The following is a 14,327-nucleotide window of genomic DNA, read 5'->3' on the forward strand; positions in this document are numbered from 1 at the left end:
ATCGAAAAGAAGACGGCCGAGCAGCAACGCTCCAACCGGCCAACCTCAAGACAGCAGCCCGAGAACAAACGGCCCGGATGGGCGCTCGGTCTCGGGCTGCTGTGGTGAACCTCAGTTGACCGCGGAGCCCTCGACATCGCCGGATTTCAGCTGCCCCAGAACAAGAATGAGGATCAGGGCCACGGCTACCGGGATACAGGCGAGCAGAACAATCGTGCTGGTGGCGACCCCGAGCCCGATGAGGGCACCGCCGACGATCGGTCCGACCACCGATCCGAGACGGCCCATCGACGAGGTCCAGCCGACCCCCGTTGCCGCGGTGGCCTGCGGATACAGGGACACCGAGACGGCAGCCTGCCCGATCATCCCGGCCTGAAGACCCAGGCCCACTCCGGCGAACACCACCAGCAGCAGGGCTTTGTCGGCGCCGAGGAAGGCCGACAGTACGAGGAAGACGATCGCCACCGCAGTGGTGCCTGCCAGCACCGAGGTCATTCGAAACCGCAACGCTCCCACCATCAGCACGCCGGCGCCGATGATGCTGCCGATCCCGAGAGCTGCCGAACCGAGTGGCGCCAGCCCCGTGGTGAATCCGTAGCTCGTCAGCAGGGTCGGAAGCCAGGACGAGAAGATGTAGAAGACCGAGAACACCAGAAAGGCAAAGGCCCACAGCAGGATCGTGCGGGACCGCACCTGTGGTTCGAACAGCCGGGCCACCGATGCGTCGTGCTTGGCCCTGGGCGACGAGGCGACCACACCGGTGATCGTGCGCTCGTCGGGAAGCCACCGCCACAGGAAGGGAAGGAGCACCGCGGAGGCCATCGCGCCGAGGATGAACACCCACTCCCATCCGAATGCCGAGACGATCTGCGATCCGGCGAGGCCGGCGATGAGCGCACCGAGGGAGATGCCCATGGTCACGAACACTGCTATCGATTGGCGGTAACGAGTCGGGTTGAGTGCGGTGGCCTGTGCCACGGCCGCGGGCATCACGGCACCGAGCCCGAAACCGGTGATGAAGCGGAGTGCGCTGAGTTCGATGATGGAACCGGCCCACGCCGTGAGCAGTGATCCGATGGTGAAGGCGACCACGGCGGCGAGGATGACGTGGCGGCACCCGAAACGGGCCGTCAGGCGTCCCACCGCGATATAGCCGAGTGCGACGCCGAGGCTGGTCAGAGAGAGCGCCGGGGTGAAGTGGGAAGCCGACACGTCCCAGTCCTTGGACAAAGCCGGCACGGACAGACCGAGGGCGATGGTGTCGTAACCGTCGAGCACAACGGCGATGAAGGCGAGGGCGAGCACGGGCCAGTTCGGCCGGGTGATCTCGCCGGTACTGGTCTGCTGGGTCATGGTCGGTCCGCTCATGATGGCGTCCTTGTGGTTGTCGATGCGTGAGCACCGGTTGGGTTGATTTTAGTCGCCCGCGGAACGGACTTTCGGTAGGAATCCCTGAGCTTCGACCTCGACGGTGAGGCCTGGGTTGACCAGGGCAGACACCTCGACGAGGGTCGAGCACGGAAATGGTTCGGTGAAGACGGCGCTGCGAGCCCGGGAGACTGCTTGCTTGTCGGCGATGTCGGTGAGGTAGATACGCAGAACGACGATGTCGTCGACGTGTGCCCCGCAGGCCTGGGCGAGCGCCTGCGTCCGGCGGAAGGCTTCGACGGCCTGCGCATAGGTGCTGCTGCCGCCGATCGGGCCAGAAGGTGAACCCGCGTGCATTCCTGAGAGGAAGAACTGGTCGCCGACGACCCGGGCGTTGCTGAACATGTCCGGTCGCGGGGGTGCCGGGACGGACGGGTCATCGACCCCGGTCATCGGGTGCCCGCTGCTCTGCGGGCATCGGACTCACGGGTGAGGCGTTCGTGCACGTCCGAGAAGTCATACGTGGGGTAGAACTCCGTTTGGAATGTGCCCCACGCTCGTCGCTCGAGCTCGACATTCACCGCCGCCAGCCGATCGGCGGGCAGGCGCAGCGTGACGATCTGACCGATGCCCATCGCGACCACCCAGGAGACGACCTCGCAACCCTCGGGTGGGAAGCCGTGCCACCAGTCGCTGTCGTCGAGCCGGCCCTGCAGCTGCTCCAGGTTCTGGCTCTGGTCATGCCGCAGGAAGATGGTCAGCATCATGGTGTCGGCGGCGGTCATGTGTTCGCGGCCGCGAGGATGTTCGCCTGCGCGGTGGCGTCGGCACGGTACAGCCGCCGGATCCGCGAGACGCCCAGGTCGTGCTGGTAGAGGTGCTCCTCCCGGTCGGCGTCGCCGGCCAGCACCTCGAGGACCGCACGGTCCTGTTCGAGGACCTCCCAGTGCTTTGCCTCCAGCTGGGTCCGGTACAGGAATCGCCAGGTTTCGCGTTCCCAGCCGCTGACCCTGCGCGTGCGCCAGTGGAAGATCGCCGACGTGTCCCGGTCGATCGGTGTACTCATGCCGACGATGCCGAACACGCCGCCGGGGCCGGCGGCGGGGCCATACGGGATCTCCAGATCGACGAAGTCCATCGATCCGCGGACGAACTCGACCCAGTCGAAGTTCACGCCACGCTGGTCGGTCTTCTCGAAAAAGAACCCCCGGTCGGTTTCCCGGATACGGAACCGGGCGGAGACGTCGCCGCCGAACATCGAATGCGAATTGCGGTGCAGGAACGCGCCATGCATGGGATCGAGGACGTTATCCATGTAGAACCGCCAGGGCCCGGCCCACTCCGCATAGTTCGGGAACCACGACACCTCGGGGTCGGCGAGCCGGTCCGGGAGCTCGAACGGCTTCGTCACCGAGTCCGCTGTCAAGGGGATGAACGCGAAGATCGTGTCGGCGGCCTCGACGACGTCCAGCGACACGGTCGCGCGGCGGCCCTCGAGAGCGCAACCCGGCATGCCGGGAACGGAGACGACCGTGCCGCCGCCGTCGACCTGAACCCCGTGGTAGAGGCAGGCGATCCTGTCGCCGAGATGCTGTCCGACCGACAGCGGTGCGCTGCGATGGGGACAACGATCTTCGAGCATGCGAATGGTGCCTTCCGCGTCACGGAACAGCACCCAGTCCACCTCGAGCCGGCGGACCGGAACCATCGCACCGGGCTCGACCATGTGGGACGGGAGAATCGGATACCACCGATCACGGAGGCCGGTGGCGGCGATCTCCTCCGCATCGAGGTGCCGACGGGTGCCGACGGCGAACTGGGGTCCGCGCGGGCGGGTGGCCGGCTTTGCGTTGGTAGTGGTTTCGGTGGTCATGTCACTTCCCCAATCTGCGCATCTCGGCGCGGAAGGTGTCGCCGGACCACGACTTGCCGTCGGGTCCGTGTAATCCCAGAGCATTGAGTCCCGAGACGACTTCGTCGAGAGACGTTGCCCCGCTGCTGAACACCTCGCTGAGCGAGCCGGCGAGCTTTTTCTCATACGGCGTGATCGGTTCGGGGTGGGTCTGGTGTGCTTCGAGATATGGCTCGCGGGCTGTGCGAGTTGTCATCGGAGGGCTCCTTCGACAAGTGGGGTGGGTGGGGTGAGGTATCTGCCGTCACGCGCCGCGAGTCCTTCGGCGATGGCGACAAACGATGAGCTCCACTCCGTGAATGAGGCTCGGCTCTGGGTGTGGACCGGGCGCGCGGACCCGTCCACGACGACGAAGACCGCGTTGTCGATCTCGCCGGCGAACTGTTGGGCGACAGTCAGATCGGACTCGATGTCCTTCGCAGACGCGACGACGAGCGTCGGAACCGTGACCGAAGGGAGGGAGGCGCTCACATCCGCCGGCGGGGCCGCCGGATCAGCCAGTACGAGACTGAGCACGGTGTCAGGATGCACGACGGCGAGCCGCACGGCGTGCGCCGCATCGTCGCCCGCGGCGAAGACATGCGTGGGTTCGCCCGCTTCGACCGCAGCCTGCGCGCCGTCGTCCCACCACAGGGTCGTGGCGATCATGATCGTGCCTCGGATGGGACGTGTACGGGAGGGACGAAAGCGCCGGGTACCGGATCGAGCGCGGCGACGTCCACTTCGATCATCGTCGGACCGGTGCGGTCGACTGCCGAGGCCAGGGCGCCGGCAATACTCCCTGCACCCTGCACGAGGTGGTAGGGGATGTCCATCGAGGCCGCGAGGAGGTCGAAGCGGGGCGTGTGCAGGTCGACTCCGGACCGGCGGAACCCGTTCTTCTCCTGCATGTTCCGCAGGACCCCGTATCCGCCGTCGTTGAAGACGAGCACGATGACGTGGGCACCGGATCCGGCTAGTGACGCCAGCTCACCGAGATGGACCGCGAGGCCGCCATCTCCGACCATGACCAGCGTCGGCACATCGGGGCGCGCGTGTGCGGCGCCGATACCCATGGCGAGGCCCTGGCCGATGCCTCCGCCGAGGGGGAAGACGTTGGTGGCTCGGTCGAAGATGGGCAGCAACCGGTTGCCCCACTGGCTCGACGGGATGGTGACGTCGCGAGCGATGACGGACCGTCGGGGAAGTACTGTCCGGACCGCATCACAGATCTCGGCGTACCCGCCGATGTATTCGGTCAGGTCGCGGCGGACGCGGTCGCGGACCTCGGTGATCCGCGCCGGCCAGGCGTCGGATCTGGTCGGCTCGCCGAGTGCAGCGGTGATCGCGGCGAGGGTCGCCCGGGCGTCCCCGACGAGTGCGACCTCGGCCGGATACACCCGTCCGACGGTGCTCGGTTCGACATCGATCTGGATCAGTGTCGACGGCAGGGAGAGTGAATAGGTGGCAGTCTCGTTGGAGCGGAAGTGCGTTCCGACGGCGAGGACGAGATCGGCGTCTGCGATGAGATCCCGGGCCGCCGGCGTGGTTGCGAAGTTGCCGATGACCAGCGGATCGTCCTCGGGAACGATCCCTCGGCCCGAGTTGCTGGTGAGAATGCCTGCACCCAGGCGGTGGGCCAGCCGCGACAAGATCTCTCCCGCGCCGGCGGCACCGCCACCGAGCCAGATGAGGGGGGCCTCGGCGCCCGCCAGCAGTTCGGCTGCTCGGGCCACGGACTCCGGGTCGGCGGGTGATAGCGCGCGCGGTATCGATTCGGTGGGACGCTGGTGTGTGGGCGATGCGAGATACTGCAAATCGGTCGGCCACTCGACGCTTGCGGGTCCCGACGGCGCGGACTGAATGCGGGCGATCGCCGACTCAAGTTCTGCTGCAGCCTCTTTGGCGTCGGTGATGGTGGCCGAATGTGCCGAGATCGCTTCGAGCAACTGGGGCTGGGCTGGGAACTCGTGGATCACTCCGCGGCTCGATGCCGGACGTCCGGGGCCAAGGTATTCGCTTTCGATCTGCCCGGTGATGTGCAGGACCCGGCTGCCGGCGGTGAGTGCTTCCACCATCGATCCGGCCGCGTTGCCTGCTCCGGTTCCGGTGCTGGTCAACGCAACTCCGATTCCGCCGGAGGCACGTGCGAAGGCGTCAGCCGCGTTGACGGCCGCGGCTTCGTGGCGCATCTCCACGAACTGGAGGTCGCGATCAACAGCCTCGACGAGCGGCAGGTTGTGGATGCTGATCACACCGAAGGCGGTGGTGATGCCGTGTTTACGCATCACGTCGACCAGCACGTCGCCGCCGGTTCGGCGACGGGTCTCGGGTTCTGGGTTCATGGTGTTCTCCTGGTCGAAGGTCATCGGGCGTCAGACGTAGCGGTGGACTCCGCCACCGACGTCGAGGGCTGCGCCCGTCATGTAGCTGTTCCTGGGTGAGAGCAACGTCGTGATCGGAAACGCCAGCTCGTCAGCGGTTCCGAAGCGGCCCAGTGCGATTCCGCGGTCGCGGGCGATCTCTGCGCTCCACGTCTGGAAATCGGCGTCCGAACCGCTGTCTTCGAAGCGGCGCTGCCACTGCCCGGTGTCGACGAGGCCGAGGAGCACCGAGTTGACCCTGATCCCATCGGCCGCGAGGTCGCCCGCCAGTGAACGGGACAGGTTCAGCAGTCCGGCACGCGCTGCTGCGGTGATCGCGAGTTGCAGCTCCGGCTGCCGGGACAGGATGGCGTTGACCACCACTACCGAGCCCGCGTCAGACGCTGCCAGCGCCTTCCGTGCTGCCCGGACCACATTGAGGGCCCCGAAGATCTTGAGGTCGAACTCGTCTCGGACCTCGGAGTCCGTGGTCTGGTCGAGAGTTCGCATCAGAGACCGCCCGGCATTGCAGACGGCGCCATCGAGACCACCCAGTTCGTCCACGGCCCGGCCGACGAACTCCTCGACCGACGCCCTCTCGGTGACGTCGCAGGAGGCGGTGACGACGTCGGTCATCGCGGCGAGATCGGCTGTGGCCTCGCGCAATCGCGACTCATCTCGAGCGCACAATGCGAGGTGTGCGCCCTCCTCGGCGAGCAGTCGCGCCGTCGCGAGTCCGATCCCGGAACTGGCTCCGGTGATCAGGATTCGTCGACCTTTCAACTGCAGGTCCATCGGTTCTCCTCGTGAGTGGGTGGGGCGGGTTGCGGGTTGTGGGTGCTCAGCGGAAGATGAATCCGCCGTCGACGACGATGGTCTGGCCGGTGACGAACGCGGCATCGCCGGACAGCAGGAACTTCACGACACCGGCGACGTCTTCGGGTGTCTGCTCGCGCGTGAGTGCACGGCCCTCGGCGTATGTTCGATAGCGCTCATCGGGCACACCCTCGGTTGCCTCGACCCGGGTCAGACCCGGGGCCACCGCGTTCACGCGGACCCCGAAGGTTCCGGCATCGCGGGCCATCGACCTCGTCATCCCGACGACCGCGGCCTTGGAGGAGACGTAGTGCACGAGCCGCGGAGAGCCGTACATCGCCACGTCAGAGGCGATGTTCACGATCGCGCCCCCCGACGCCGACAGATGTGGCCACAGGTACTTGGTCACCGACCAGGTGCCGCGGATGTTGACGTCGGTGATTCGTCCGAACTCGTCGTCGGCGAGCTCGAAGAACGTTGCGCCTCCGACGCCGTCGGCGATGGCGGCATTGTTCACCAGGCCGGTCAGTCGGACCCCGTTGCCGGTCAGGTGGTCTGCCAGCGCACGTACCGAGTCGACGTCGGCGATGTCGGTGACGATCGCGGTGGCGTCGTGACCCGCGGCGGCGAGGTCCTCGGCCGCAGAATGCGCCGTGTCCGGGTCGCGCTCTGCGATGACGACGGCATGGCCCTCACGGCAGAGCCGTTCGGCGATGGCACGACCGAGTCCTCGTCCGCCTCCGGTGACGACGACGGTACCTGCGGCGCTCACGTCAGCTCCCGGACGAAGTCGGCGACGAGATCGGCGGCGGCATCGGGTTGTTCCTGAACGGCCACGTGCCCGGCGTCGGCGATGACGTGCAGACGCGCCCCTCTGATCGCGTCGGCCAGCAACTGCGACTCCTCCACTCCGGTGACGACATCGTGCTCACCGACGAGCACAGCGGTGGGACAACCGATTCGGGACAGTTCTGGCCCGTGATCGGTGTCCGCCATGAACGCGGCGGCCGCCCGGAATCCGGCAGGACGCACATCCGCCATCGAACGTCGCACCGCGTCGACGACCGCAGGGTCTGCGGCGGGCGCAGTCAATCGGGGTGCTCGCTGCGCAGCGACAGCCGGTGCCCCCAGGGTGTTCAGTTCGTCGATCCGCGAGAGCATCGCATCGGATTTTGCACTCGTCGTGCCCGATCCGCGGGTGCTGTCGGCGAGGATCAGACCCGCGATGATTTCCGGGCGTCGGAGGGCGACCGCGGTCGCGACCACTCCGCCCCACGAGGTTCCCAGGAGTACGACGGGACGGTCCGGCGACAAGGCGCCGATCAGCTCGTTCACATCGGCGACGATGTCGTCGCCCGGCCGTGGATCGGCGGATTCGCCGTAGCCGGGTGCATCCAGGCACCACGAGGAGATCCCTCGGGCGGCGAGCCGGTTGGCGACGGGACCACACGAGCGGGCAGACCCGCCGATACCGTGCAGGAGAAGGACCCGTGGGTACTTCATCGTTTCGTCGCGCGCCACTCGTTCGACCCAGTGCAAGCGGTCCAGAACCGTCGAGGCCATGGTCATGACACACCCACGGTGTCGGGTGCGCCGTAGAAGTAGCCGGCGTCGCGGGGAACCACCAGTTCGCGGGCCCCCTGGTCCGGAATTCCTGCCATCGCGGAGCGGACGGCAGTGGTGGGCGGACCTGCGGTTCCCCACTGGTCGGACAGTTCGGGGGTACGGCGCCACGTCCGGCACAGCCACGCGTCCTCGTCGACTTGGGCAACCTCGGACGTGTACTCACACACGAGCCCGGCGGGATCGGTGAAGTACGAGAAGGTGTTGTCGCCCGGCCCATGCCGACCCGGACCCCACTGCGGTGAGATGCCATGAGAGCGCAGGCTTCCGATGCCGCGCATGAAGTGATCGATGGTCGGCATCTCGTATGCGATGTGATTGAGCGACGGCCAGGGAGCCTGGTTCAGGGCGATGACGTGGTGATCGGTGTTGCACCGCAGGAACGTCATCTGGCGTTCGGACCAGTCGGAGATCCGCATGCCGAGCACCTGCGTGTAGAAGGCCGCGGTGCGTTCGATGTCGGTGGTGTTGAGGACGACATGGGCGATCTTGCGGGGGATTGCCCGGCGCCCTGCCGGTTCCTGCGTCGAGACCGCGAAGGTGTCTGCGGACAGTTCGACGATGCGGCCTTCGGGGTCGACCAGCTGGAGTCCGTACCCGCCTCCGGCGTCGTCGAGCGGCCCCGGGGAGCGCAGCAGTGGCACGCCGATGCGGTCGAGAGCTCGTGCGGCGTCGTCGACCTCGCGCGGTGTGCCCAGCGCAAAGCTGATGCAGCCCAGTGCGTTCACGTCACCGCGGCGGAGATCGAGGACATGGTGATCGGTGCCTGTGGCGCGCAGCCAGAATCGGTCACCGTCCTCGTCGACGGTCGTCAGGCCCCAGACCTCGTGATAGAAGTCGCGGGAAGCGGCGGGGTCCGGAACGCTGAGCGCGACAGATCGCAGACTGCGCAGGGCACACACCGGCTGATCGGTGAGTGTCGGGAACTGGGAGTAGAGCACGATGATTCCTTCTACAGATCGAGGACGAGTTCGGATGAGCGGCACCGGGATACGCAGGGGAACATGGTCGTGTTCGCGGCGTGCTCGGTGTCGCTGAGCAAGAAGTCGCGGTGGTCGACGTCGCCTTTGACGACACCGACTTCGCAGGTGCCGCAAATGCCTTCGGTGCATGAGCTGGGGACATCGACACCCGCGCCGATCAGGGCGTCGAGCACGGAGATGTCCGGGCCGACGGCAACCCGGGTGCCGCTGCGTTCGAGGACCACGTCGAAGGCCGATTCGTCACCGTCCGGAACTGCTGCCGGCGGGGCCGCGAACCGCTCGGTCCGCAGCACGACGCCGTTGGGAACCACCGCGGCGACGGCGTCGAGAAGTGGTGCGGGACCACAGCAGTAGACCACTGCACCGGGCGTCGCGGAACCGACCACCGCGGCCAGATCCGGTAGCCCGCCTGATTCGTCGTCTGCGTGCACAATCGACCGGCCGCTGTGTGCGGCGACCTCGTCGGCGAACGCCATCGATGTCCTGGACCGGCCGGCATAGAGCATCCGCCATGCCTGACCGTCGGCGTGAAGACGCCGCATCATCGCGATGATCGGGGTGATACCGACACCGCCCGCCACCAGGATGTGCTCGGTGGCATCGGGGTCGAGTGCGAACGCGATACGGGGCCCGTCCACCTCGATCTCTGCGCCGACCGAGAGCTTGTCGTGGACGTGTGTACTACCGCCCCTTGACTGTTCGGCGCGCAAGACCGCCACGGTCCACTGGGTGGTGTCAGCGGGGTCCGAGCACAGCGAGTACTCGCGGATGAGGCCGCCGGGGAGGTGCAGGGCGACGTGGGCCCCTGGTTCCCAGGAGGGCAGCGATGCACCCGTCGGGTCGACGAAGGTGATGCTGGTGACGCCGTCCGCTTCCCAGGTTTTCTGGTGGACGCGGAGAACTCTCGACGTGGTCGCGTGCATCGCTGTTCCTCTCGGTGTCGTTGTCTGAGCGGATGGTTCAGCGGGTGACGCCGAACATCTCCGAGCTCGGGGGATAGGTGGGCAGCTGCGGCTTCGGGGCTCCGATGATGACGCAGAACAGGGCATCGACCTCGCCGACGTTGGCGAGGCTGCGGGGCACACCCGCGGGGACGCGGATCAGGTCGCGGTATCCGAGGCGGCGGACGGCCTTCTTGGTGCCGTCCTCGACGTCGTGCACCGCCACCTCCAGTTCACCCTCGAGGACGAAGAAGACCTCTTCGACGTCGTGGTGGGTGTGCTCCGGACCGACGGCTCCTGCCGGCAGCCTCATGTTGGAGAACGTGAAGTGCTCGGAGGGCAGGGTGCGGTTGTCGCCGTCGTGGTTGCCGGTGGCGCCCGAGCCGATGTAGCGGATCTGCGCTCGCTTGAAGCGATCTCCGCCCTTGGCTGCCTGGAAACCGAGGGTGTCCCAGTCCTCGTAACGGGTGTCGCGGCTCGCGATGCAGGCGTCGATCTGCTGCTCGAGGTCGGTGGTGGACTCGGTGGGGGTGGTCTTCTCAGAGGTGGTCATTGCGGATGTCCCTTCGTTCGGTGAGTGGGGTGTTCGTGACGTGAGGAGTGTCATGCCCGGTGGGCGATGGCTTCGATCTCGACGGTGGCGCCGTAGGGGAGCGCGGCGACCTCGACGAAGGACCGAGCCGGGCGCGGCGCGGCAAAGATGCTCTCGTAGTGGCGGTTTGCGGCGTCGCGCAGGGTTACGTCGGTGACGAAGTATGTGGTCTTGACGACGTCGGCGAGCTTCATGTCGATTGTCCCCAGCCGCTCGGTGAGGCGTGCGACGGCGGCGTCGAGGGCGGGTTCGACCCCTGCGACCGCCTGGCCGTTCTCGTCGACGGACAGTGCGCCGGAGACGAAGCCGAAGCCTGCGACGGCGTACGCCGGGCTGTAAGGATGCGCGGAGCCGGTGGCTGCAGGCGTGGAGGTGGTCATGGACGGGTCCTTTCGGTGGGTGCGCCCCAGGTCAGGGGCGCTTCGGTCAGGTCGAGGTAGATGCTCTTCTGGTCGGAGTACTGGCGGACTGCATCGCGACCCTTTTCGGTGCCGAGCCCGCTGTCCCGCAGACCGGTGAACGGGGTCGAGATCGAGAACTGCTTGTAGGTGTTGACCCAGACCGTGCCCGCGTCGATCGCGTCGCCGACGCGGAGTGCGCGCCGGTAGTCCTCGGTCCAGATCCCGCAGGCGAGGCCGAAATCGTTGTCGTTGGACTGGTCGATGACGTCTGCCTCGTCGTCGAACGGGAGCACGACGGCGACCGGGCCGAAAATCTCCCGCCGGCAGATCTCGTCGGTGTTGGTGACGCCGGTGAGGATGGTGGGCGGGTAGTAACTGCCGTCCGCGAGCCGTGGATCGTCGGGAATGGCGCCTCCGAGCCGCACCCGCGCACCGGCAGCCACTGCTGCCTCGACCATCGCTGCGACCGAGTCACGCTGCTGCAGTGAGATCATCGGTGCGACCGCGGTCTGCGGATCGGTACCAGGGCCCAGGCGTAGCCGACCGGCCCGCCTGATCAGCTCATCGGTGAAGGATTCGAAGATGCTGCGATGGACGAATACTCGTGATCCGGCGATGCAGCTCTGGCCGCTCGAGGAAAAGATGCCGAACAGGACGCCCTGCAGGGCCCGCTCGACGTCGGCGTCCTCGAAGACGATGGTCGGCGACTTGCCGCCGAGTTCCAGGGTGATCGGCATGAGTTTGTCCGCGGCCACGTGCGCCAGGTGTCTGCCGGTGGAGGTGCCTCCGGTGAAGCTCACCTTGGCCACGTCGGGGTGCCGGACGATCGCCTCGCCTACCGTGCGACCGGGGCCGGGAAGCACGGAGAGCACACCGCGTGGCAGGCCCGCGTCCTCGCACAGACGGGCCAGCAGCAAGGTCACCCAGGGCGCCCAGACCGGCGGCTTGCTGATGACGGCGTTGCCCGCGGCGAGCGCGGGGGCGAGTTTCTGGGCGTCGGACGCGATCGGCGAGTTCCAGGGTGTGATGGCACCGACCACGCCCATCGGGCGGTGAGTCGACATCGTCAGCCATGGCCCCCGAGGCGTGGTGAGTGCGCCGTCCATTGTCTCCAGTGCCGCTGCCATGTAGCGAAAGGTGTTGGCAGCGCTGGTCGCCAGCGCGCGGGTCTCGGTGAGGGTCTTGCCGGTGTCAAGCGTTTGCAGTGCCGCGATCCGGTCGCGTGCGGCGTCGATCGCATTGCCGATTCGGTGAAGCACGGCGGCCCGTTCGTGTGGCAGCATCGTCGCCCATCCGCTCGTGCGGGCGGCGGACAAGCCCTCGCGCACAGCGATGTCGACCGTCTCGGTGGTCGCGGCATGCAGGGTTGCGAAGATCCGCCCGGTCGACGGGTCGACGGATTCGATCACTGCTCCACTCCCGACCTCCCAGCGACCCGCCACGTAGATGCGGTCTCGGAGATCGTGCGCGGCGTCGACACCCGCGGCGGCGGGGGCGACTGGTGCGTTCACGGCGAGTGTCATGCGGTGTCCGTTCCGACGAGATGGGTTTCGACGCTCTGGGCGTCGGTCGCAAACTATCTTTGCGCTAAGACAGTTGTAATGCCTTAGCGCTAAGAGGTCAACGCCAGAAACCCCTGCACAGACGTTTGTAACGTCGCTTTTACGCCCGCGAAACAGGAGAGATGCAGGTCACACCGTATGTGGCCGTGGTCACTGCGCGGAGAATATTTTTTCGGGAACAGCGTCCGCCGAGCTGATCGTCAGCCGGAAATGCCCGCTTCGACGTCGTCGCCCAGCACGGAACGAACCGACGTCTCGAGCTTGGTGAGGAGGCTTGCCAGGGTCGATGCCTCGTCCTTGGTGAGCTCTCCGAGCATGGTCTGTAACTTGGCGAAATGTTCGTCGGCGACCCGGTCGACGAGTGCGCTACCGGTGGCGGTGAGTTCGACATAGACCACACGGGCGTCGCCGGCGTCTTTGGACCGGGTCACGAGTCCCGCATCTTCGAGGCGCTTCACCCGTAGTGACAGTCCACCGGTGGTGACCAATGTCTGTTCTGCGAGTTCACCCGCTGTCAGGCGATGATGGGGCACCGAACGCCGCAGGCAGGCGAGCACATCGAAACCGGATTCGGTGATGTCGAACTTGTCGAACGTCTCGGAGATCTCGCTGCGGTAGATGAGGAAGCTCCGGTGCAGACGGCCGAACACCCTCAGGGCCGACACGTCGAGCTCGGGCCGGGCAACAGCCCAGTGCGACACGATGACATCGACTCCGTCCATGATTCTGAGGACATTACCCGTCAGGTGTCCGCGCACCGCGGACGCGCCGCGTAAGTGCGTCTGCTCGGGTTACCCGAGCCATCATCGCACCGGTGGATCCTGGCTCAGGAGGTCGGTGGCCGCGTCCGCTAGCGCCCCGCGTGCAGTCCGGCGTCAATTGTCGGCCAGGACCGGTGCAACTCGTCCTGGAAATACCGCCAGGAGTGGGTGCCGGTGGCGGGGAGGTGGATGGTCGCCGGGATCGACAGTGCTGCCAGACGTTCCGCCATGGCTTCGGTGCAGAAGCGGGCGCCTGCCTCGATGGCTCCGCCGACGACGATGCGGTTCTCGACCGGCGGCGCCCCCGGTGGCGCCGATTGCTCGTTGTCGTACTTTCCGGCCCTACCGTCACCGCTGGACAGGTACAGGGCTGTGCCACGCAGCTTTTCGGCGTTGACAAGGGGGTCATGCTGCGCCCACAGCGGAGAACCCGCCGGGCCCCACATGTTGTCAGGATCGGCGCCACTCGAGTAGACGATGCCGCGCACCGCAGCCTGACCCACCGGGGTGCTGGTCTGCGCACACCCGCTGATCGACGTGACCGATCGATACAGGCCCGGAGCCGCGGTGGCCAGGTCGAGAACAGATGTTGCCGACATCGACAATCCGACGATGGCGTTGCGTCCGTTCGTGTTCAACGCCGCGTCGATGACGGGCGGCAGCTCCTTGGTGAGGAAGGTTTGCCACATCGGGCGACCGACCTGCGGGTCGTCAGCGATCCAATCCGTGTAGAGCGTTCCCGAACCACGCTGCGGTATCAGGACGTTCACGCGTTTGTCGGCGTAGAAGTGCAGGGCGTCGGTCTCTTCCAGCCACCCCGACCCGTCCTCGCCACCGCCTGCTCCGTTGAGCAAATAGACGGTTGGAGCGTTGGGAGGGGCGCCGGGCGGCCGGATCAGCTGAAATGGGATGTCGGCACCCATGGCCGGGGAGTGCACCGTGATGTCCCAGAGACTGCCCCGAACGTGGCCGAGCGACGTCACGTGGGCGTGAGAGGGTGCCTGTACAAATCTGCTCCACTTCTAC

Annotated in this window: 17 protein-coding genes; all 17 read right to left on the reverse strand. The window is 66.8% G+C overall.

Annotation, left to right across the window (positions count from 1 at the left end; genetic code table 11):
• Window positions 1–111 precede the first annotated feature (111 nt).
• On the reverse strand, window positions 112–1,368 hold the full coding sequence (locus tag BH683_RS18160) for an MFS transporter (protein WP_084837670.1): 1,257 nt from the start codon (window positions 1,366–1,368) through the stop codon (window positions 112–114).
• A gap of 48 nt (window positions 1,369–1,416) precedes the next feature.
• Window positions 1,417–1,821: a RidA family protein gene (locus tag BH683_RS18165; protein ID WP_246833450.1), complete on the reverse strand. Its 405-nt coding sequence runs from the start codon at window positions 1,819–1,821 to the stop codon at window positions 1,417–1,419.
• Window positions 1,818–2,153, reverse strand: a complete 336-nt coding sequence (locus BH683_RS18170) for a hypothetical protein (protein WP_084837671.1) — start codon at window positions 2,151–2,153, stop codon at window positions 1,818–1,820. Before BH683_RS18170 ends, BH683_RS18165 begins: the two co-directional genes overlap by 4 nt.
• Window positions 2,150–3,241, reverse strand: a complete 1,092-nt coding sequence (locus BH683_RS18175; RefSeq protein WP_084837672.1) for a Rieske 2Fe-2S domain-containing protein — start codon at window positions 3,239–3,241, stop codon at window positions 2,150–2,152. The genes BH683_RS18170 and BH683_RS18175 overlap by 4 nt, the downstream gene beginning before the upstream one ends.
• Window position 3,242: 1 nt before the next feature.
• Window positions 3,243–3,476 carry a recombinase-like helix-turn-helix domain-containing protein gene (locus BH683_RS18180; protein WP_084837673.1) on the reverse strand — a complete coding sequence of 78 codons (234 nt, stop codon included), beginning with the start codon at window positions 3,474–3,476 and terminating at the stop codon, window positions 3,243–3,245.
• Window positions 3,473–3,928, reverse strand: coding sequence for a hydrolase (locus BH683_RS18185; protein WP_084837674.1), 456 nt, complete (start codon window positions 3,926–3,928; stop codon window positions 3,473–3,475). Before BH683_RS18185 ends, BH683_RS18180 begins: the two co-directional genes overlap by 4 nt.
• Window positions 3,925–5,604, reverse strand: a complete 1,680-nt coding sequence (locus BH683_RS18190) for a thiamine pyrophosphate-binding protein (protein WP_084837747.1) — start codon at window positions 5,602–5,604, stop codon at window positions 3,925–3,927. The genes BH683_RS18185 and BH683_RS18190 overlap by 4 nt, the downstream gene beginning before the upstream one ends.
• Before the next feature lie 30 nt (window positions 5,605–5,634).
• A complete protein-coding gene (locus BH683_RS18195; protein ID WP_084837675.1) occupies window positions 5,635–6,417 on the reverse strand; it encodes an SDR family oxidoreductase in 783 nt (260 codons plus the stop codon).
• 46 nt (window positions 6,418–6,463) lie between these two features.
• Window positions 6,464–7,210, reverse strand: coding sequence for an SDR family oxidoreductase (locus BH683_RS18200; protein ID WP_084837676.1), 747 nt, complete (start codon window positions 7,208–7,210; stop codon window positions 6,464–6,466).
• Window positions 7,207–8,007, reverse strand: a complete 801-nt coding sequence (locus BH683_RS18205) for an alpha/beta fold hydrolase (RefSeq protein ID WP_084837677.1) — start codon at window positions 8,005–8,007, stop codon at window positions 7,207–7,209. Before BH683_RS18205 ends, BH683_RS18200 begins: the two co-directional genes overlap by 4 nt.
• On the reverse strand, window positions 8,004–9,002 hold the full coding sequence (locus BH683_RS18210) for a VOC family protein (protein ID WP_084837678.1): 999 nt from the start codon (window positions 9,000–9,002) through the stop codon (window positions 8,004–8,006). The genes BH683_RS18205 and BH683_RS18210 overlap by 4 nt, the downstream gene beginning before the upstream one ends.
• Before the next feature lie 11 nt (window positions 9,003–9,013).
• The gene (locus tag BH683_RS18215; RefSeq protein ID WP_084837679.1) at window positions 9,014–9,967 is read right to left on the reverse strand and encodes a PDR/VanB family oxidoreductase; all 954 of its coding nucleotides are present in this window, start codon (window positions 9,965–9,967) and stop codon (window positions 9,014–9,016) included.
• Between the two features lie 37 nt (window positions 9,968–10,004).
• The gene (locus BH683_RS18220) at window positions 10,005–10,538 is read right to left on the reverse strand and encodes a cupin domain-containing protein (RefSeq protein WP_084837680.1); all 534 of its coding nucleotides are present in this window, start codon (window positions 10,536–10,538) and stop codon (window positions 10,005–10,007) included.
• Between the two features lie 50 nt (window positions 10,539–10,588).
• Complete coding sequence (locus BH683_RS18225; RefSeq protein ID WP_084837681.1) at window positions 10,589–10,957, reverse strand: RidA family protein; 369 nt, start codon at window positions 10,955–10,957, stop codon at window positions 10,589–10,591.
• A complete protein-coding gene (locus BH683_RS18230) occupies window positions 10,954–12,501 on the reverse strand; it encodes an aldehyde dehydrogenase family protein (protein ID WP_084837682.1) in 1,548 nt (515 codons plus the stop codon). The genes BH683_RS18225 and BH683_RS18230 overlap by 4 nt, the downstream gene beginning before the upstream one ends.
• 239 nt (window positions 12,502–12,740) lie before the next feature.
• On the reverse strand, window positions 12,741–13,262 hold the full coding sequence (locus tag BH683_RS18235) for a MarR family transcriptional regulator (protein WP_084837683.1): 522 nt from the start codon (window positions 13,260–13,262) through the stop codon (window positions 12,741–12,743).
• A gap of 128 nt (window positions 13,263–13,390) precedes the next feature.
• Complete coding sequence (locus tag BH683_RS18240; protein ID WP_246833451.1) at window positions 13,391–14,284, reverse strand: alpha/beta hydrolase family protein; 894 nt, start codon at window positions 14,282–14,284, stop codon at window positions 13,391–13,393.
• Between the last annotated feature and the right edge of the window lie 43 nt (window positions 14,285–14,327).

This window comes from Williamsia sp. 1138, from assembly GCF_002095435.2.
Classification (GTDB): Bacteria; Actinomycetota; Actinomycetes; order Mycobacteriales; family Mycobacteriaceae; genus Williamsia.